16 protein-coding genes are annotated in these 18,877 nt (G+C 66.5%); 8 read left to right on the top strand and 8 right to left on the bottom strand.

All coding sequences use genetic code 11. The features are described 5' to 3' along the window. Positions 1–24: 24 nt before the first annotated feature. The 8 genes from phaZ to ACQ5BL_RS16245 all read right to left on the bottom strand — a co-directional run bounded on the left by phaZ (position 25) and on the right by ACQ5BL_RS16245 (position 10,769). Positions 25–1,026 carry a poly(3-hydroxyalkanoate) depolymerase gene (gene phaZ, locus ACQ5BL_RS16280; RefSeq protein WP_243434766.1) on the bottom strand — a complete coding sequence of 334 codons (1,002 nt, stop codon included), beginning with the start codon at positions 1,024–1,026 and terminating at the stop codon, positions 25–27. Beyond that, on the bottom strand, positions 1,023–2,702 hold the full coding sequence (gene phaC, locus ACQ5BL_RS16275) for a class II poly(R)-hydroxyalkanoic acid synthase (RefSeq protein WP_243807964.1): 1,680 nt from the start codon (positions 2,700–2,702) through the stop codon (positions 1,023–1,025). Before phaC ends, phaZ begins: the two co-directional genes overlap by 4 nt. A 538-nt stretch (positions 2,703–3,240) precedes the next feature. After that, a complete protein-coding gene (locus ACQ5BL_RS16270; protein ID WP_207887030.1) occupies positions 3,241–3,612 on the bottom strand; it encodes a gamma-butyrobetaine hydroxylase-like domain-containing protein in 372 nt (123 codons plus the stop codon). A 92-nt stretch (positions 3,613–3,704) separates the two neighbouring features. Beyond that, complete coding sequence (gene hslU, locus ACQ5BL_RS16265; protein ID WP_243807962.1) at positions 3,705–5,045, bottom strand: ATP-dependent protease ATPase subunit HslU; 1,341 nt, start codon at positions 5,043–5,045, stop codon at positions 3,705–3,707. 29 nt (positions 5,046–5,074) lie between these two features. Further along, positions 5,075–5,611, bottom strand: a complete 537-nt coding sequence (gene hslV, locus ACQ5BL_RS16260) for an ATP-dependent protease subunit HslV (RefSeq protein ID WP_207887028.1) — start codon at positions 5,609–5,611, stop codon at positions 5,075–5,077. A gap of 143 nt (positions 5,612–5,754) precedes the next feature. Next, positions 5,755–6,600: an SPOR domain-containing protein gene (locus tag ACQ5BL_RS16255; RefSeq protein WP_243807960.1), complete on the bottom strand. Its 846-nt coding sequence runs from the start codon at positions 6,598–6,600 to the stop codon at positions 5,755–5,757. 6 nt (positions 6,601–6,606) lie between these two features. Then, entirely contained in the window at positions 6,607–8,346 is a 1,740-nt protein-coding gene (gene argS / locus ACQ5BL_RS16250) for an arginine--tRNA ligase (protein WP_243807959.1), read from the bottom strand. 203 nt (positions 8,347–8,549) lie between these two features. Then, positions 8,550–10,769, bottom strand: coding sequence for a primosomal protein N' (locus ACQ5BL_RS16245; protein WP_243807958.1), 2,220 nt, complete (start codon positions 10,767–10,769; stop codon positions 8,550–8,552). Between the two features lie 210 nt (positions 10,770–10,979). On the opposite strand from ACQ5BL_RS16245, the gene rpmE reads away from it, so the two are divergent. The 8 genes from rpmE to ACQ5BL_RS16205 all read left to right on the top strand — a co-directional run bounded on the left by rpmE (position 10,980) and on the right by ACQ5BL_RS16205 (position 18,758). After that, a complete protein-coding gene (gene rpmE / locus ACQ5BL_RS16240) occupies positions 10,980–11,195 on the top strand; it encodes a 50S ribosomal protein L31 (protein WP_090264577.1) in 216 nt (71 codons plus the stop codon). Between the two features lie 25 nt (positions 11,196–11,220). Continuing rightward, positions 11,221–12,024: a thermonuclease family protein gene (locus ACQ5BL_RS16235; protein WP_243807957.1), complete on the top strand. Its 804-nt coding sequence runs from the start codon at positions 11,221–11,223 to the stop codon at positions 12,022–12,024. Positions 12,025–12,062: 38 nt separating this feature from the next. Next, the gene (locus ACQ5BL_RS16230) at positions 12,063–13,472 is read left to right on the top strand and encodes a M48 family metalloprotease (protein WP_243808067.1); all 1,410 of its coding nucleotides are present in this window, start codon (positions 12,063–12,065) and stop codon (positions 13,470–13,472) included. 103 nt (positions 13,473–13,575) lie between these two features. Then, a complete protein-coding gene (locus ACQ5BL_RS16225; protein WP_207887024.1) occupies positions 13,576–14,844 on the top strand; it encodes a malic enzyme-like NAD(P)-binding protein in 1,269 nt (422 codons plus the stop codon). 140 nt (positions 14,845–14,984) lie between these two features. Next, entirely contained in the window at positions 14,985–16,325 is a 1,341-nt protein-coding gene (locus ACQ5BL_RS16220; protein WP_243807956.1) for an NfeD family protein, read from the top strand. Further along, positions 16,325–17,095, top strand: coding sequence for a slipin family protein (locus tag ACQ5BL_RS16215; protein ID WP_279577334.1), 771 nt, complete (start codon positions 16,325–16,327; stop codon positions 17,093–17,095). Before ACQ5BL_RS16220 ends, ACQ5BL_RS16215 begins: the two co-directional genes overlap by 1 nt. 92 nt (positions 17,096–17,187) lie before the next feature. Continuing rightward, the gene (locus tag ACQ5BL_RS16210; protein ID WP_243807953.1) at positions 17,188–17,961 is read left to right on the top strand and encodes a phosphatase PAP2 family protein; all 774 of its coding nucleotides are present in this window, start codon (positions 17,188–17,190) and stop codon (positions 17,959–17,961) included. 62 nt (positions 17,962–18,023) lie between these two features. Then, a complete protein-coding gene (locus tag ACQ5BL_RS16205; RefSeq protein ID WP_430293190.1) occupies positions 18,024–18,758 on the top strand; it encodes a substrate-binding periplasmic protein in 735 nt (244 codons plus the stop codon). Positions 18,759–18,877 lie beyond the last annotated feature (119 nt).

Here is an 18,877-nt window from a genome sequence, read left to right as displayed (position 1 = left end):
CCGTTCATGACGAGTCCGTGACACCTAGCTGGCCTTGGGCGTGAACGGTCGCGGGTGGATGACCGCGCGCTGCCGCTCCTCCTGGAGGAACTTCATGATGATCGGCGCCACGGTTTCGGCGCGGGTCACCAGGAACAGGTGGCCGTCGTCGATCACGTGCAGCTCCGCGTTGGGGATGCGCCAGGCGAGCATGCGCATGTTGATCAGCGGGATGATCGGGTCGTCGTCGCCGGCCAGGATCAGCGTCGGCTGGCGGATCTTGTGCAGCCAGTGGATGCTGGTCCAGCCGAGGCCGGCAAACAGTTGCCAGTAGTAGCCCATCTTGCCGGACGAGCGCGCCTTGCTGGCGAAGGCCAGGGCCAGCTTGGGGTCGCGGCGGAAGGCGCCGCCATAGATGTCCGGGGCGATGTGTATGCCGTAGGACGGCTGGATGTAGCGCCGTGGACTGGCCATGCGCCAGAGCACCTTGGGCTTGCCCGGCACCATCACCGCGCCGGCGGCGGTGGCGGCGAGGATCAGTTTCTTGCAGCGCTCCGGGTAGTCATGGGCGAACTGCTGCGCCAGCGCGCCACCCCAGGACACGCCGATGGCCGTCACCTGGCCGTAGTCCAGGTAGTCGAGCATCCGCGCGGCCAGCTTGGCCAGGCCCGGGAAGCGGTACGGCGTACTGGGGGTGGAGGAACCGCCGACGCCGGGGACGTCGAAGGCGATCACCTCCAGATCCGGGTCCAGCGCGGCGACGAAGGGGAACACCAGCTCAAGGTTGGCGCCGATGCCATTGAAGATCAGCAGCGGTGTCGTGTGTTCCTTGCCCGGCCGTACGGCGGTGCGGATGGTCTGCCCGTCGAGCTCGATGGTGCGGAACTCGAAGGGCTGGGCGGCCGGTGCCTTGTCCGGCAACACCTCCGGGCTGCTGCGCCGGACCTTGGCGCGCCGGGGCGCGGCGACCACCTCGGTGGCCGCTACCGGTTGCAGGGAGGCGTCGTCCAGGGCGGCGCCGACGGGCGGGACAGGTTCTGTCTTCATCGTTCGTGTACGTAGGTTCCGGGAGCGGCTTCGCCGGCCGGGTGGGCCTTGCAGCCCAGCATGGTGGGTGCCTTGCGGGTCTTGCCCGAACGCTCGGCCAGCCAGTTCTGCCAGTGCAGCCACCAGGAGTCGGCGTGCTTGCTGGCGTTTTCCTGCCAGGTCTTCGGATCGACGGAAAGCTCCGGTCCGGTCATGAAGCGTGCCTTGGGGTTGCCCGGCGGGTTGAGGATGCTCTGGATGTGCCCGCTGTTGGACAGGATGAATTCACACTTCCCGCCCAGCAGCCGCGCGGAGCGGTAGCAGGCTTCCCAGGGCGTGATGTGGTCGGACAGGCCGGCCACGCAGTAGAAATCGCAGGTGACCTGCTTGAGGTCGATCGGCGTGCCGGCCACTTCCAGCGCGCCGGCGCGGGTCAGCGGGTTGGTCTTGAACATCTCCACCAGCTCGCCGTGCAGCGCGGCCGGCAGGCGCGTGGTGTCGTTGTTCCAGAACAGGATGTCGAACGCCGGAGGCTCGTTGCCCAGCAGGTAGTTGTTGACCCAGTAGTTCCAGATCAGGTCGTTGGGACGCATCCAGGCGAACACCTTGGCCATGTCCTTGCCTTCCAGCACGCCGGACTGGTACGAGCGGCGCTTGGCCGTCTCCAGGGTCTTCTCGTCGGCGAACAGGGCGATCTGGGTGTTCAGCTCGAAGTCGAGCACGCTGACCATCTGGGTGAAGGCGTGCACCTTGTTCTCGCCCAGGGCGGCGTAGTGGCCCAGCAGCGTCACGGTGGTGATGCCGCCGGAGCAGGCGCCGAGCATGTTCAGGTCCTTGCTGCCGGTGATGGCCAGGACCACGTCGATGGCTTCCTTGAGCGCCTCGATGTAGGTGGTCAGGCCCCATTCGCGCTGCGCCTTGGTCGGGTTGCGCCAGCTGACGATGAAGGTCTGCACGCTGTTGCGCAGGGAGAAGCGCGCCAGGCTCTTCTCCGGGGAAAGGTCGAACACATAGAACTTGTTGATCTGCGGCGGCACCACCAGCAGCGGGCGCTCGTGCACGCTCTCGGTGATCGGCTTGTACTGGATCAGCTCCAGCACGTCGTTGCGGAACACCACCGCGCCTTCGGTCAGGGCCAGGTTCTTGCCGACCTCGAAGGCTTCCATGTTCACCTGGCTGGGCATGCCGCCGTTGTTCACCAGGTCCTTGGCCAGATGGGTGAGGCCGTCGAGCAGGCTTTTGCCGCCGGTCTCGAAGAAACGCTTGACCGCCGCCGGGTTGGACAGCGTGTTGGTCGGCGCCATGGCTTCGGTCATCAGGTTGATGACGAACTGGCCGCGGCTGATGTCCTGCGCCGACAGGTCGCTGTCGCCGATCCACGAATGCAGTTCCTTGCGCCAGGCCAGGTAGGTCTGCAGGTAGCGTCGGTAGAGCGGGTTCTGGCTCCAGGCCGGGTCGTTGAAGCGACGGTCGTCGTCGGCGGGCTTGAGTTCGGATTTGCCCAGCAGCACGTTCTTCAGCTCGAGGCCGAAATGGGTCACGTGCTTGGCACTGTGGAAGGGCTGCTTGATCGCTTGCAGCAGCACCATGCGGGCAGAGGTAAGCAGGTCCTTGCCACGAATGCCGATCACCGGATTGAGGTTGAGCGTATTTTCCGCGGCTTGCTGAGGCAGATCGTTGTTTTTCTTCTGGGTCATCGGCGACGCTCCATTGTCCTGAGACGAATACTGGCGAGGCTCATCTGGAGTGACGCGGCCAAGTACTGCTCGGGTTGGCGGAACGTGGAGAACACTCCACGCGGTTCATCACTTGGCGGCGTCACTGGAAGTCAGGAACCTCAAGTGCGGTGCATTGCACTGTCTTGGTTACCCGAGTTTCCTTCACCGCGCAAGCTGGTGCAGCGTGGGCCTTCTCCTAGGAGTATGTCGGGAAAAGTTAGAAAACGCGTTCTAGAGAGGGGGGATCTTCCGAACTCGTCCACAGTGACCACGCAAGAACCAGTCTGCACGGCGAATGTTGCAAATGGCGTGCCCCAAGGCGATTGTCCGACGAAGGTTTGTGCGGAGGGGGTAGTGGAAGTGAGTTTCGAATTAGTTCTAGATGCGCGTCACGGTGACGAAGAGCAAGAGCATCGCGGACGGAGTCCGCTCCTACGGGAGTCGCGCGGGAGCCGATCTGTAGGAGCGGACTTTGTCCGCGATTGCGCCCGAGGGGGCGCTCCCACAGGGATAGTTGTCAGAGCATCAGCTTGACCACGGACTCCGACGGATCCCGCGACTTGCCGGCCTTCTCCAGTTGCGCCAGGTAATCCGCCCACATTTCGTCCTGGCGGATGCACAGCTCGTACAGGTAGTCCCAGGTGAACAGCCCGCTGTCGTGGCCGTCGTCGAAGGTCAGTTTCAGCGCGTACTGTCCGGCCGGCTCCAGCCCGGACAGGCCGACATTCAGCTTGCCGTACTGCAACACCGGGTTGCCGTGGCCCTGCACTTCCGCCGAAGGGGAATGCACACGCAGGAACTCGGCGGAGAGGTCGTAGGACTGCTCCCCGTAGGTCAGCGAAAGTTTCTTCGAGGCCTTGTGCAGCTTAATGGCGGAAGGGATGCGCATGGACGGCTCCTGAACGGGGATTCCGGCATTGTAGCGCCGGCGGAAAACGAGCGGGGCGCCCTGAGGCGCCCCGTCGCAGCGATAGGGATCGCTTACAGGATGTAGCGGGACAGGTCTTCGTCCTGGGCCAGTTCGCCCAGGTGGCCGTTGACGTAGGTCGCGTCGATCACGATCGGCTTGTCGCTGTGCTCGCTGGCCAGGTCGGCGGCGTCGAAGGACACCTCTTCCAGCAGGCGTTCGAGCAGGGTGTGCAGGCGACGGGCACCGATGTTCTCGGTCTTCTCGTTGACCTGGTAGGCGATCTCCGCCAGACGCTTGATGCCGTCGGCGGCGAACTCGATGCCCAGGCCCTCGGTGTTGAGCAGCGCGGTGTACTGCTCGGTCAGCGAGGCGTGCGGCTCCTGGAGGATGCGCTCGAAGTCGCTCGGGGTCAGGGCCTTCAGCTCGACGCGGATCGGCAGGCGGCCCTGCAGTTCCGGCACCAGGTCGCTCGGCTTGGACAGGTGGAACGCGCCCGAGGCGATAAACAGGATGTGGTCGGTCTTCACCATGCCCAGCTTGGTGTTCACCGTGCAGCCTTCGATCAGCGGCAGCAGGTCACGCTGCACGCCCTCGCGGGAGACGTCGGCGCCGCCCACGTTGCCGCGCTTGGCGATCTTGTCGATCTCGTCGATGAAGACGATGCCGTTCTGCTCCACCGCTTCCAGGGCGCGGGCCTTGAGGTCTTCTTCGTTGACCAGGCGCTGCGCTTCCTCGTCGCGGATCAGCTTCATGGCCTCGGCGACCTTCAGCTTGCGGGTCTTGCGCTTGCCCTTGCCCATGTTGGAGAACAGGTTCTGCAACTGGTTGGTCATCTCTTCCATGCCGGGCGGGGCCATGATTTCCACGCCTGCCGGGATGTCGGCGACCTCGATGTCGATTTCCTTGTCGTCCAGCTGGCCTTCACGCAGGCGCTTGCGGAACAGCTGGCGGGTGTTGGAGTCCTCGCGCGGCGGCTCGTCGCCGAACCCGCCGGTGCGTGCAGGCGGCAGCAGGGCGTCGAGGATGCGCTCTTCGGCGGCATCTTCGGCGCGGTACTTCACCTTCTGCACTTCCTGTTCGCGGAGCATCTTGATGGCGGCGTCAGCGAGGTCGCGGATGATCGACTCGACGTCACGGCCGACATAGCCGACCTCGGTGAACTTGGTCGCTTCCACCTTGATGAAGGGCGCGTTGGCCAGCTTGGCCAGGCGGCGGGCGATCTCGGTCTTGCCGACGCCGGTCGGGCCGATCATCAGGATGTTCTTCGGCGTCACCTCGGCGCGCAGCTCGGCCGGCAGCTGCATGCGCCGCCAGCGGTTGCGCAGGGCGATGGCCACGGCGCGCTTGGCGTCTTCCTGGCCGATGATGTGACGGTTGAGCTCGTGGACGATCTCGCGGGGAGTCATGGACATTTGATGCGTTACTCCGGAACGACAACGCCTCAGATGGCGCTGTCGAGCTCCTCGATGGTCAGGTTCTGGTTGGTGAACACGCAGATGGAGCCGGCGATGTTCAGTGCGGTCTCGGCGATCTCGCGGGCGCTCATGTCATCGGTGCCTTTCTGCAGCAGGGCCAGGGCCGCCGCCTGGGCGAAGCCGCCACCGGAGCCCATGGCGATCAGGCCGTGCTCGGGTTCGACCACGTCGCCGTTGCCGGTGATGATCAGGGAGGCGTCCTTGTTGGCCACGGCCAGCATGGCTTCCAGGCGGCTCAGGGAACGGTCGGTGCGCCAGTCCTTGGCCAGTTCGACGGCGGCGCGCACCAGGTGGCCCTGGTGTTTTTCCAGCTGCTGCTCGAAGCGTTCGAAGAGGGTGAAGGCATCGGCGGTGGCGCCGGCGAAGCCGGCCAGCACTTCACCGTGGTACAGGCGACGGACTTTCTTCGCGTTGCCTTTCATCACGGTGTTGCCCAGGGAAACCTGGCCGTCGCCGCCCATGACGACTTTGCCGTTACGGCGGACAGATACGATGGTGGTCAAGGGTCTTACTCCACACTGCGGGGCGATGTGCCCGAATGCAGAGTCAGATGGGGACTACGAAGGCGGGGTTCAAGTCCTGCGCCGGACGGTGTACGTGCTTTTCGTACACCGTCTGTCGGCGCAGGGCCCGAATGACGAGGCTATCAGCGGGTCTGGCGCTGCTGTAACAGCAGATTGCTGAAGCCGTTGCCGGCCAGCTGTTTCTGCGCGGCCGAGGCCTTGGTGCGGTCGCCGTAGGGGCCGACCATTACCCGGTACCAGGTTTCGTCGCGCACGGTGCCCGATTCCACGCGGGCGTTCTGGCCCATCATGATGATCTGCGCGCGCAGATGGTCGGCGTCGGACTGCTTACGGAACGAGCCGGCCTGCAGGTAGTACTGGGTGGCGGCCACGGCCGGCGGCGGCGTGGGCTTGGCCGGTGCGGTGGCGGTTGCCGGGATCGACGGGGTTTGCGGCAGCGCCTGCTTCTGCGCCGTTGCCACCGGGTTGGCGGCGGCAGCGGTCGTCGGAGTGGCCGGAGCGGTAACCGGCTTGACCACCGCGGGCGGCGGCGGGTTCTGCCCGCTCAGGGCGGTCAGCGCGCGCTGGGTGTCGATCTTCGCGGCTTCTTCCTTGGTCGCGACCACGGTCGGCGGCTGCTGCGGTTGCGCGGGCTTGGTCGGCGGCGGCACGGCTTCCGGCGGCACGGCGACTTCGGAGCCCGGCAGCAGGGTGTAGAAGTCGTACTTGGGCTTCACCCCGGTCGGGGCGTTGGCCTGTTGCGACTGCACGGTGCCGGAGGGCTTGTTGGAGCCGACCACGGCCTTGGGCGCCTCCGGCTTCTCGCGTTTGACGTCGTTGCGACCCGGCTCCAGCTTCATCAGGAACATGATGAAGCCGCCGATGGCCAGGCCGGCGACCAGCCAGACCCAGCCGGGGACCGAACTCTTCTTGGCCGGGGCCTGGTAGCGGCTGGCGCCGCGCTTGGGAGCGGGTTTCTTCTTCGCCATGGGTACTTACATGCGCTCCAGGGTTTCCAGGCCCAGCAGCTCCAGGCCCTGCTTGAGGGTGCGGCCGGTCAGCGCGGCAAGGCGCAGGCGGCTTTCCTGTTGCGCCGGGTCTTCGGCTGCGAGGATCGGGCAGTGCTCGTAGAAGCTGGAGAACAGGCCGGCCAGCTCGTACAGGTAGGCGCAGAGGATGTGCGGGACACCCTTCACGGCGACGTTGTTGAGCAGGTCGGCGAACTGCGCCAGCTGTGCGGCCAGGGCGATTTCCTGCGGTTGCTGCAGGACAATCTTGCCGCCCACTTCGTCATAGCCCTTGCCCAGCTTGCGGAAGATGCTCGCCACGCGGGTGTACGCATACAGCAGGTACGGCGCGGTGTTGCCCTCGAAGCTCAGCATCAGGTCGAAGTTGAAGCTGTAGTCGCTGGTGCGGTGCTTGGACAGGTCGGCGTACTTCACCGCGCCGATGCCGACGGCGTGGGCGATCTGGCGCAGGTCCTGCTCGCTGAAGTCGGGGTTCTTGCCTTTCACCAGGGTGTAGGCGCGTTCCTCGGCCTCGATCAGCAGGTCGATCAGCTTCACGGTGCCGCCGTCGCGGGTCTTGAACGGCTTGCCGTCGGCGCCGTTCATGGTGCCGAAGCCCATGTGCTCCAGCTCCATGCTGGCCGGGACGAAACCGGCGCGGCGGGCTACTTCGAAGACCTGCTGGAAGTGCAGGGCCTGGCGCTGGTCGACGAAGTACAGCACGCGGTCGGCGTGCAGCACCTTGTGCCGGTAGCGCATGGCAGCAAGGTCGGTGGTGGCGTAGAGGTAGCCGCCGCCGGCCTTCTGCACGATCACCGGCAGCGGCTCGCCTTCGGCGTTCTTGAATTCGTCGAGGAACACGCACAGGGCGCCGTCGCTCTCGACCAGCAGGCCCTTGGCGGTGAGGTCGGCCACCACCTGGGCGAGGTCGTCGTTGTAGGCGCTTTCGCCCTTCACGTCGGCCATGGTCAGTTTCACGCCCAGCAGGTCATAGACCTTCTGGCAGTGCGACAGGGAGATGTCGTTGAAGCGGGTCCACAGGGCGATGCACTTGGGATCGCCGGCCTGCAGCTTCACCACCAGCTCACGGGCGCGGTCGGCGAACTCGGGGGACTCGTCGAAGCGCTTCTTGGCGGCGCGGTAGAAGACTTCCAGGTCGTGCAGTTCGGCCTGGGCATCCACCGGTTGCTCTTCCAGGTAGGCCAGCAGCATGCCGAACTGGGTGCCCCAGTCGCCCACGTGGTTCTGGCGGATCACGGTGTCGCCGAGGAACTCCAGCACGCGGCTGACGGCGTCGCCGATGATGGTCGAGCGCAGGTGGCCGACGTGCATCTCTTTCGCCAGGTTCGGCGAGGACAGGTCCACCACCACGCGCTGCGTGGCACCGGCCTTGCGCACGCCGATGTGGCCGTCGGCCAGGGCCTTGTCGAGGCTGGCGGCGAGCCAGGCCTGGTCCTGGAAGAAGTTCAGGAAGCCGGGGCCGGCGATCTCGACCTTGGCCACTTCCGGGCTCTGCGGCAGCGCCGCGACCAGCTTGGTGGCGAGGTCGCGCGGCTTCATGCCGGCGGGCTTGGCCAGCATCATGGCGATGTTGCTGGCGAAGTCCCCGTGGGTTCGGTCCTTGGTGTTCTCCACCTGGATGTCGGGCGTCAGGCCGGCCGGCAGGGTGCCGTCTTCGGTGAGGCTGACAAGGGCTTGCTGGATCAGGTGGCGAATCGTGTCTTTCATGGTTTTCTCCGTGCTCGCGTGCATCCGGCGCGCGCGACCGGTTATCGGGCTCAGAACCGCGCATTATCCGTGGCCGGGCATGGCTTGCCAACCGCGGAGCGCTCCTTGTTCAGTCTCGCCGCTGTGCCATCCGTCGCGGCTGATGGAAGTCAATGTAGGACGGATGCGCAAGCCCGGGCGGTTTTGCCTGACGGGATTGCCCGTCAGAAAAGATCGATCGGGTCGACATCCAGCGACCAGCGCACCTGCCTGCCGCTGGGCATGCCTTCGAGCATCTGCAGCCAGGGCGTGAGCAGACGGTGCAAGGGCGCGCGGGCGGCACTCATCAGCAGCAGCTGGGCGCGGTAGCGGCCGGCGCGGCGCTCCATGGGAGCGGGTACCGGGCCGAGGAGTTCCACCTCGCCGCCCAGCGACGCCTGCAGGCGCTCGGCCTCGGCGCAGGCTTCGTCGAGGAAGGCCTCGGCCTGCCCCGGCTTGTGCGCCTCGGCGCGCAGCAGCGCCAGGTGCGCGAAGGGCGGCAGGCCGGCGGCGCGGCGTTCGGCCAGGGCCTGGTCGGCGAAGGCGAAGTAGCCCTGCTCGGTGAGTTGCACCAGCAGCGGGTGGTCGGCCAGGTGGGTCTGAATCAGAACGCGGCCCGGCTCCTCGGCGCGCCCGGCGCGGCCGGCGACCTGGACAATCTGCTGGGCCATGCGCTCGCTGGCGCGGAAGTCGGCGGAGAACAGCCCGCCGTCGGCATCGAGGATCGCCACCAGGGTGACACGCGGGAAGTGGTGTCCCTTGGCGAGCATCTGCGTGCCCACCAGGATGCACGGCTCGCCTTTATTGATAGTGGCGAACAGGTCGCGCATGGCGTTCTTGCGCGAGGTGCTGTCGCGGTCGATGCGCAGCACCGGGTAATCGGGGAAGAGGATGCGCAGGCGCTCCTCGGCGCGCTCGGTGCCGGCGCCGACCGGGCGCAGGTCCACCGTGCCGCATTTCGGGCAATTGCGCGGCGGCCGCTCGCGGTGGTCGCAGTGGTGGCAGCGCAGCTCGCCGCTGCCCTGGTGTACCGTCATTCGCGCGTCGCAGCGCGGGCACTGGCTGATCCAGCCGCAGTCGTGGCACAGCAGGGTCGGGGCGAAGCCGCGGCGGTTCAGGTAGACCAGTACCTGCTGGCCGGCGGCCAGGGTTTCCTTGATCGAGCGTTGCAGCGGCATGGAGATGCCCGAATCCAGCGGCAGGCTCTTCACGTCCAGGCGCTGGAACTTCGGCTGGTGCGCGCCGCCGGCACGCTGGGTCAGGCGCAGCAGGCCGTAGCGGCCGCTCTGGGCGTTGTGCAGGCTTTCCAGGGCCGGCGTGGCCGAGCCCAGCAGGATCGGCACGTTTTCCAGGCGCGCACGCACCATGGCCAGGTCGCGGGCGTGGTAGCGCAGGCCTTCCTGCTGTTTATAGGAAGCGTCGTGCTCCTCGTCGATGATGATCAGCCCCGGATGCTTCAGCGGGGTGAACAGCGCCGAGCGGGTGCCGATGATGATGTCCGCCTCGCCGTCGCGGGCGGCCAGCCAGGCGTCGAGGCGCTCGCGGTCGGTCAGCGCGGAGTGCAGCAGGGCGATGCGCGCGTTGAAGCGGCGCTCGAAGCGCGACAGGGTCTGCGGGCCGAGGTTGATCTCCGGGATCAGCACCAGCGCCTGCTTGCCGGCCTCCAGGGTCTCGCGGATCAGCTGCAGGTAGACCTCGGTCTTGCCGCTGCCGGTGACGCCGGCCAGGAGGAAACTGTGGAAGCTGCCGAAGCCGGCGCGTACCGCTTCGAAGGCGGCGCGCTGCTCGGCGTTCAGCGGCAGCTCGGCCTGCGCCAGCCACGGGCCGTGATGCGGCGGCACGCTGTGCACGCGCACCTCCAGGCTGACCAGGCCTTTTTCCTGCAGCAGGTCGAGGCTGTCCTTGTTGATCTGCAGTTGGCTCAGCAGATCGTGGGCCACGCCGTGGGGGTGTTGCTTGAGGATCTTCAGCGTCTCGCGCTGGCGCGGCGCGCGGGCCAGGCGCGGGTCTTCCTCGCGGGCGCCGGGCTCGGCGTGCCAGAAACGCTGCTGGCGCGCCTCGGCCGGCTCGCCCTGGCGCAGCAGGTTGGGCAGCGCCCAGGAGAAGGTATCGCCCAGGCTGTGCTGGTAGTACTGGGACGTCCAGCGGCACAGCTCCAGCAGGTGCGCCGGCATTGGCGGCTCGTGGTCGAGCACGGCCAGTGCCGGGCGCAGCTTGTCCGCCGGGACCTCGGAGGTTTCCACTTTGTCCACCAGCACGCCGACCATCTCGCGGCGGCCGAAAGGCACGCGCAGGCGCACGCCCGGCTGCAGGCGCGCTACGTCGACCCCGCGCGGCGGCAGGTAGTCGAACAGACGGCGCAGCGGCGAGGGCAGGGCCAGGCGTAGAATGATGGGTGCAGGCACGCGGTGCGATTCCGGGCGGCGGGGAGCGGCGATCTTAGCACCCGGTGACCATCGGTCGAGGCTTGACTTGCGTGGAAAAACAGCTCTGGTATGATCCACGCCCTTAATTTGTGCGGTGCCCGGTAAAGATCCCGCCTGCGGTCCTCGATGACCGTGGCTCGGCTTCTGACAGAGACTGGGTGGCGGCACACCAACCAGAGAGAAGACATCATGAAACCGGAAATCCATCCCGCGTACGAAGAAATCGAAGCTACCTGCAGCTGCGGCAACGTGATCAAGACCCGTTCGACCCTGTGCAAGAGCATCCACCTGGACGTCTGCTCCGAGTGCCACCCGTTCTACACCGGCAAGCAGAAAGTCGTCGACACCGGCGGCCGTATCGATCGCTTCAACCAGCGTTTCGCCATGTTCGGTGGCAAGAAGTAAGATCGATTTCCGGGAAAGGCCCTCGATGGTTTTTCACGGTATCTCGAAAAAGGCGTCCCTCGTGGGCGCCTTTTTTATGGCCGTCTGCTTTATGGCAGACGCGTCGGCCGCTGCCTGCCCGAAGCCTGGATCGCCCGAAGCGGTGCGCGTGGCGCGGGTGGTGGACGGCGACACCCTGAAACTCGCCGATGGCCGCAGCGTGCGCCTCATCGGTGTGAACGCTCCGGAGCTGGCCCATCGCGGCCGCCCGGAGGAGCCCTTTGCCGTCGCCGCGCAGCGCCGCTTGCAGGCGCTGGTGGCGGCCAATGACGGCGAAGTCGGCCTGGTCACTGGCCGTCAGGGCAAGGACAAGTACGGCCGCACCCTGGCCCATGCCTACGATTCCCAGGGCAACAACCTCGAATCCCGTCTGCTCGCCGAAGGCCTGGGCTACCTTGTAGCTATCGCGCCCAATACCGATCTCACCGCCTGCCAGCAGGCCGCCGAACGCGAGGCGCGCAGCGCCGGGCTGGGGCTGTGGGAGCACGCGCCGGTTCAATCGGCGGAGCAACTTCACGAAAGCGGCTTTGCCGTGGTTCGCGGTCGTGTCGATCAGGTACAACGTAACGGCGGTGGACTGTGGATCGATCTGGATGGCCCGTTGGTGCTGCGTATCGACCCGCGCCTGCTGAAGCATTTCGACAACGCAACCCTGCGTGACCTGCGTGGTCGACAAGTGGAAGCGCGCGGCTGGGTGATCGACCGGTCCGAGCGCGGTGCAATCAAACCAGGACAGGCACGCTGGATGCTGCCTTTGACCGACCCGGCGATGATGGAGGTATTGCCATGAGCGTGCGCTCGTTCGGAATTCTTGCCCTGCTGGCGCTGATGAGCGTCCTGGGCGGTTGCGCCGTGAACCCGGCCACCGGCAAGTCCGACTTCGTGATGATGAGCGAGCAGGAGGAGCTCAGCCTGGGGCAGAAGTACAGCCAGGAAATCCTCAAGCAGTACCCGCGCTACGAAGACGAGAAGCTGCAGGCCTACGTGCAGCAGGTCGGCGAACGGGTCGCCCGCGCCGGCGACCGGCCCCAGCTGCAATACCACTTCACCGTCATCGACACCCCGGACATCAACGCCTTCGCCCTGCCCGGCGGTTACATCTACATCCACCGCGGCCTGATGGCCTACCTGGGCTCCGAGGCGGAGCTGGCGGCGGTGCTGGGCCACGAAGTCGGCCACGTCACCGCCCGCCACAGCGTGCGCCAGCAGAGCCAGTCCAGCGCCTGGAACATCCTCGGCCAGGCGGTCGCCATCGGGACTGGCGTGGGCGCCGCCGCCGACCTCACCAACGTGCTCGGCACCGCTTTCGTGCGCGGCTATGGCCGCGACATGGAGCTGGAGGCCGACGGCCTGGGCGCCAAGTACCTGGCCCGCGCCGGCTACGATCCCACCGCGATGATCCAGGTGGTGCGGGTGCTGAAGAACCAGGAAGACTTCGCCCGCGACGAGGCCGCCCGCAAGGGCCAGGCGACCCAGCCGGTGGGCTACCACGGCCTGTTCGACACCCACCCGGACAACGACCAGCGTCTCAAGCAGGTGATCGGCCCGGCCCAGGCCCTGGCCGGCAACAGCCAGCACGAAGTCGGCGCCGAACGCTACCTGAAGGCCATCGACGGCATGCCGTTCGGCGATTCGGCTTCCAGCGGCGTGCGCCGTGGGCAGAGCTTCTACCATGCGGAACTCGACTTCACCCTGACCTACCCGGCCGGCTGGGGCATCCTCAACCAGCCGACCGCCCTGGTGGGCTTCACTGCCGACCAGCAGGCCTACATCGGCATGAAGCTGGTGCAGCGCGATGGCCAGCTGACGCCGGTGGAGTTCCTGCGCAAGGGAACGGGCGGTCGCCTGGCGGGCGAGGAGAGCTTCCAGCAGGCCGGCCTGGACGTTGCCACTGGCGTGGTACCCGGCTCGCCGGCCCGTCGCGTCGCGGTGATCTACCAGAAGGACCGTGCCTACCTGTTCGTGGGTGCGGTCAAAGGCCGCGCCTCCCTGGAAGGCGTGGATGACCAGTTCCTGCAGGTGATCCGCAGCTTCCGGCCGATGCGCGCGGACGAGAAGAAGCTGGCGCAACCGCGCCGGATCGCCGTCGTTCAGGTCAAATCCGGGCAGACTGTCGAGGAGTTCGCGAAAGCAGGTCCGGGGCTGGAATCTGACTCGATAAATCGTATACGCTTATTGAACGACTTGTATCCAATCGGTCAGCCAAAACCTGGCGATTGGCTGAAGGTCGTACGCTAGAGGTCTTGACAGCAGGGGCTTGGGCTACCTTGGCAGGTGCGGGCTTTCTGCGTATGCTCGGACCCCCGTCTGTCCAACAAGTAACAAAAGCGGAAGTGCCCAAATGTCTGATCTCAAGACCGCTGCCCTCGAATATCACGCCCAACCCCGCCCCGGTAAACTGAGCGTCGAGCTGACCAAGCCGACCGCCACCGCCCGCGACCTGTCGCTGGCTTACAGCCCGGGCGTCGCCGAGCCGGTCCGCGAAATCGCGCGTGATCCGGAGCTGGCCTTCAAGTACACCGGCAAGGGCAACCTGGTCGCGGTCATTTCCGACGGTACCGCCATTCTCGGCCTGGGCAACCTCGGCCCGCTGGCCTCCAAGCCGGTCATGGAAGGCAAAGGCGTGCTGTTCAAGCGCTTCGCCGGTGTCGACGTATTCGACATCGAAGTCGACGCCGAAAGCCCGCAGGCCTTCATCGATACCGTCAAGCGCATCTCCATCACCTTTGGCGGCATCAACCTGGAAGACATCAAGGCACCCGAGTGCTTCGAGATCGAGCGCGCGCTGATCGAACAGTGCGACATCCCGGTATTCCACGATGACCAGCACGGCACCGCCATCGTGACCGCCGCCGGCATGCTCAACGCCCTGGAAATCGCCGGCAAGAAGCTGGAGTCCGCGAAGATCGTCTGCCTGGGTGCCGGCGCCGCCGCCATCTCCTGCATGAAGCTGCTGGTGAGCATGGGCGCCAAGGTCGAGAACATCTACATGATCGACCGCCAGGGCGTGATCCACGCTGGCCGTAACGACCTGAACCAGTACAAGGCCGTATTCGCTACCGAGACCGACAAGCGCACCCTGTCCGACGCCCTCGACGGCGCCGACGTGTTCGTCGGCCTGTCCGGCGCCAACCTGCTGAGCGCTGAAGACCTCGCCCGCATGGCGCCGAACCCGATCGTCTTCGCCTGCTCCAACCCGGACCCGGAAATCAAGCCGGAACTGGCCCACGCCACCCGCAATGACGTGATCATGGCCACCGGTCGTTCGGACTACCCGAACCAGGTGAACAACGTACTGGGCTTCCCCTTCATCTTCCGCGGTGCCCTGGACGTACGCGCCACCCGCATCAACGAAGAGATGAAGATCGCCGCCGCCCTGGCCCTGCGTGACCTGGCCAAGCAGCCGGTACCCAAGGACGTGTGCGATGCCTACGGCGTGAGCGCCCTGGAGTTCGGCCGCGAGTACATCATTCCGAAGCCGATGGACAAGCGCCTGATCACCGTCGTTTCCGACGCCGTGGCCAAGGCCGCCATCGAGACTGGCGTGGCCACCCTGCCGTATCCGAAGCACTACCCGCTGAAGTCCGTCGAAGACGTCTTCAACGGCTGATTCGCGCAGGCTCACGAGAAACCCCGCTTCGGCGGGGTTTTTCGTTTCTGGCGGGGCGCCGGGCCCCGGGGGCTATGCTTAGGGGAGGGCATCGTCCATTCATTCGCCGCGATGCCCGCCGGCCAAGGCCGGGAGGCGCCATGTTGAGGCTGCTCCGTCGACTCGCCTGTTTCCTGCTGCTTGGCGCGGGAGGGGTTCTGGCGGCTCCCACGGCGGTAGTGCTGGATGTGGACGGCGCCATCGGGCCGGCGACCGCCGACTACGTGGTGCGTGGCATCAGCCGTGCCGCGGAGGAGGGCGCGGCGCTGGTGGTGCTGCGCATGGACACCCCCGGCGGGCTGGACAGCGCCATGCGCAGCATCGTCAAGGCGATCCTGGTCAGCCCGGTGCCGGTGGTCGGCTACGTCGCCCCCGGCGGCGCGCGGGCCGCCAGTGCCGGGACCTACATCCTCTATGCCTGCCATATCGCGGCGATGGCGCCGGGCACCAACCTGGGCGCGGCGACGCCGGTACAGATCGGCGCACCCAATCCCGAGCCCTCGCAGGGCAAGTCCGACGACAAGCCCGACAGCGGCGGCACCCTCGAACGCAAGCAGATCAACGATGCCTCGGCCTACATCCGCGGCCTGGCGCAACTGCGCGGACGCAACGCGGAGTGGGCCGAGCGCGCGGTGCGCGAGGCGGTCAGCCTGGCGGCGGACGAAGCACTGAAGCAGAGGGTGGTGGATGTGGTGGCGCCGGACATTCCCATGCTGCTGACGATGATCGATGGCCGCAGCGTCAGCATCCAGGGTCACGAGGCACGCCTGCAGGTGGCCGGCGCGGCGCTGGTCGAGCGGCAGGCGGAATGGCGCACCCGGCTGCTGGCGGTGATCACCGACCCCAGCGTGGCGCTGATCCTGATGATGATCGGCATCTATGGGTTGATCTTCGAATTCGCCAACCCCGGCATGACGCTGCCCGGCGTGCTCGGTGCGATCTGCCTGCTGCTGGGGCTCTATGCCCTGCAGATGCTGCCGGTGAGCTACGCCGGGATGGCGCTGATTCTGCTTGGCCTGGCCTTCATGGTTGGCGAGGCCTTCATGCCCAGCTTCGGCGCGCTCGGCCTGGGTGGCATCGCCGCGTTCGTGGTCGGCGCGTTGATCCTGGTCGATACCGATGCCCCCGGCTACGGTATTCCCCTGGGGCTGGTAGTGGCCTTGGCGACCGTCAGCGCGCTGTTCATCGCCGGCGTCCTCGGTGTTGCGCTCAAGGCCCGCCGGCGTGCCGTGGTCAGTGGCCCGGCCGGCCTGGTGGGCAGCCTGGCGACCATCCAGTGGGTGGCCGATGACGATCCCTGCGCCGGCTGGGTATCGCTGCAGGGCGAACAATGGCAGGTCCACGCCGACCGGCCGCTGCACAGCGGCCAGCGGGTGCGGGTGATGGCGCGCAACGGCCTGAGCCTGGAAGTGGCGGCCAACGACGATTCAGGAGGTGTGTGATGGGCTTTCCCTTCGGACTCTTGGTGGCGCTGATCCTGCTGCTGTTCCTGGTGCTCAGCGCGCTGCGGATCCTGCGTGAATACGAGCGCGGGGTGGTGTTCCAGCTGGGCCGCTTCTGGAAGGTGAAGGGACCGGGGCTGGTGCTGGTGATCCCGGTGGTGCAGCAGATGGTCCGGGTCGATCTGCGTACGGTGGTGCTTGACGTGCCGCCGCAGGACGTGATCTCCCGCGACAACGTCTCGGTGAAGGTCAACGCCGTGGTGTACTTCCGCGTGCTCGACCCGCAGAAGGCGATCATCCAGGTGGAGAACTTCCTCGCCGCCACCAGCCAGTTGGCGCAGACCACCCTGCGCGCGGTGCTGGGCAAGCACGAGCTGGACGAGATGCTGGCCGAGCGCGAGCGGCTCAACATGGACATCCAGAAAGTCCTCGATGCGCAGACCGACGCCTGGGGCATCAAGGTCGCCAACGTCGAGATCAAGCACGTCGACCTCAACGAATCGATGATCCGCGCCATCGCCCGCCAGGCCGAGGCGGAGCGGGAGCGGCGGGCGAAGGTCATCCATGCCGAGGGCGAGTTGCAGGCGTCCGAGAAGCTGATGCAGGCCGCCGAGATGCTCAGCCGCCAGTCCGGCGCCATGCAGTTGCGCTACATGCAGACGCTGAGTGCGATTGCCGGCGACAAGAATTCCACCATCGTTTTCCCCATGCCCATCGAGTTGCTCAAGGGGCTGCTCGAATCCAGCGGCAAGTCGAGCAAGCCTGACTGAAGGCAACGTCTGTCAGATAGTCAGCGTCTATAGTTCCCGGCTCATGCATTGACGCGTCCATTCCCGGACGAAGTGGGCGCCCTGGGGGAACGATGAAAACGACCCTGCTGACGGCCCTGACGCTGGCCGTCACCACTGGCCTGCTCGGTTGCGCAGGCGCACCTCAGATGAGCTGGTCGCGCGTGGGCGACTCCGCACAGAGTGCGGCGGTCAGCCCGGATGTCTGGGCGCCGGTGGCTGGCGCGGCGGTGATCGCCGCCGGCAACTGGGACCACAAGTGGCAACGCTCGGCGAGCGATCACGACTGGTTCTTCGGCGGCGATGCCAACCAGGCCGCCGACCGGATGCTTAACCTCGCCACCGGGGCGAGCGTGGTCAGCGCGCTGGTCGCCGCACCGAAAACGGCCGACGGCGAGGAAAAATGGAGCTGGCGCGGGCGCAACCTGGCGTTGCTGGCGGCGGACCGTTATGCCGTGACCGGCTTCGTCGAAGAGGCCAAGGAGTGGTCCGGCCGCGAGCGCCCCGATGGGGTGCCCGACGACTCCTTCCCGTCCAAGCACACCGCCGTCACCGCCGTGCACACCAGCTTCACCCGGCGCAACCTGGACTACATCGACATGGACCCGACCCTGCGCTACACCGCCAAGGCCGGCCTCTACACGCTTGACGGGCTGACCGCGCTGGCGCGGGTCGAAGGCGACAAGCACTACCCGACCGATGTGCTGGTGGGCATGGCGGTGGGCAACTTCTTCGCCAACTTCACCTACAACCTGTTCCTCGAAGGCCCCGAGCGTGATCGCTACAACCTGATGGTAGTACCCGAGACCGGCGGCGGCATGAGCCTGCGCGCGGCGATGTTGTTCTGAGGTTGGCGCGGCGCCGTGGGCAGCGTCTAGTCTTGAAAGCTTCTCCCAGGACGACATCCCCGATGGCGCTGCGCCTGCTGCTGATCCTTGTGTTCCTGTGCGTTGCCGGCGTGGCGCGGGCCGGAGAAGTGCTGCGCATTGCCGCGGATCGCTGGCCGCCCTACGCGGACAACCGCTTGCCCGGAAACGGCGTGGCGGTGCATCTGGTGCAGGCCGCACTCAAGCGTGCCGGCTACGCCAGCGAATACATCGAGGTGCCCTGGCCGCGCGTGCTGCACGGCGTGGCGAACGGCGAGTACGCCCTGGTGGCGGACGCCTGGTACGCGCAGGAGCGGGAAGCCTTCGGCGTGTATTCCGAACCCTACCTGGTCAATCGCGTGCGCCTGATCAAGCGCCGGGGTTCGCCCATCACCTTCGCCAAGCTGGCCGATCTCTATCCGTACCGCATCGCCATGGTGCGCGGCTACGCCTACTCCGAGGCCTTCAACAACGACCCGAAACTGCAACGGGTGCCGGTGTTCAGCTTCGTCAATGCGGCGCTGATGCTGCAGGCCGGGCGCGTGGACCTGACGTTGGAAGACGAGATCACCGCGCAGGTGCATTTCAACAGCGACCTCGCCGAACTCAAGGGCGAGCTGGAGTTCCTTCCGGTGCCGCTGGCCGAGAATGGCCTGCACATCCTGGTGGGCCGTCACGTTCCGCATCACGCGGAAATTATCGTGGCGTTCAACCAGGCTATTCGCGCGATGCGGGCGGACGGCAGTTATGACGCGCTGATGCGCGAGCATGGGTTGTAACGGGCAGCCGGGCTGTGTGGGGATTACCGGGATGGCTTTTCGCAGGGGCGAGCTTGCTCGCGAATGGAGTCTCCCGGCGACAGCGGTGCCGTGCGCTTCGCGAGCAAGCTCGCTCCTAC

This window comes from Pseudomonas sp. B1-22, from assembly GCF_050474425.1.
Taxonomy (GTDB): Bacteria; Pseudomonadota; Gammaproteobacteria; order Pseudomonadales; family Pseudomonadaceae; genus Pseudomonas.
Note: the sequence above shows the minus strand (reverse complement) of the source record. Positions and strands in the feature narration are given on the sequence as shown.

Bases quoted from the DNA above. Each gene is read 5' to 3' on its own strand.
- phaZ (WP_243434766.1), bottom strand. From the start codon at position 1,026: ATGAAGACAGAACCTGTCCCGCCCGTCGGCGCCGCCCTGGACGACGCC.
- phaC (WP_243807964.1), bottom strand. From the start codon at position 2,702: ATGACCCAGAAGAAAAACAACGATCTGCCTCAGCAAGCCGCGGAAAAT.
- ACQ5BL_RS16270 (WP_207887030.1), bottom strand. From the start codon at position 3,612: ATGCGCATCCCTTCCGCCATTAAGCTGCACAAGGCCTCGAAGAAACTT.
- hslU (WP_243807962.1), bottom strand. From the start codon at position 5,045: ATGTCCATGACTCCCCGCGAGATCGTCCACGAGCTCAACCGTCACATC.
- ACQ5BL_RS16255 (WP_243807960.1), bottom strand. From the start codon at position 6,600: ATGGCGAAGAAGAAACCCGCTCCCAAGCGCGGCGCCAGCCGCTACCAG.
- argS (WP_243807959.1), bottom strand. From the start codon at position 8,346: ATGAAAGACACGATTCGCCACCTGATCCAGCAAGCCCTTGTCAGCCTC.
- rpmE (WP_090264577.1), top strand. From the start codon at position 10,980: ATGAAACCGGAAATCCATCCCGCGTACGAAGAAATCGAAGCTACCTGC.
- ACQ5BL_RS16235 (WP_243807957.1), top strand. From the start codon at position 11,221: ATGGTTTTTCACGGTATCTCGAAAAAGGCGTCCCTCGTGGGCGCCTTT.
- ACQ5BL_RS16230 (WP_243808067.1), top strand. From the start codon at position 12,063: ATGAGCGTCCTGGGCGGTTGCGCCGTGAACCCGGCCACCGGCAAGTCC.
- ACQ5BL_RS16225 (WP_207887024.1), top strand. From the start codon at position 13,576: ATGTCTGATCTCAAGACCGCTGCCCTCGAATATCACGCCCAACCCCGC.
- ACQ5BL_RS16220 (WP_243807956.1), top strand. From the start codon at position 14,985: ATGTTGAGGCTGCTCCGTCGACTCGCCTGTTTCCTGCTGCTTGGCGCG.
- ACQ5BL_RS16215 (WP_279577334.1), top strand. From the start codon at position 16,325: ATGGGCTTTCCCTTCGGACTCTTGGTGGCGCTGATCCTGCTGCTGTTC.
- ACQ5BL_RS16210 (WP_243807953.1), top strand. From the start codon at position 17,188: ATGAAAACGACCCTGCTGACGGCCCTGACGCTGGCCGTCACCACTGGC.
- ACQ5BL_RS16205 (WP_430293190.1), top strand. From the start codon at position 18,024: ATGGCGCTGCGCCTGCTGCTGATCCTTGTGTTCCTGTGCGTTGCCGGC.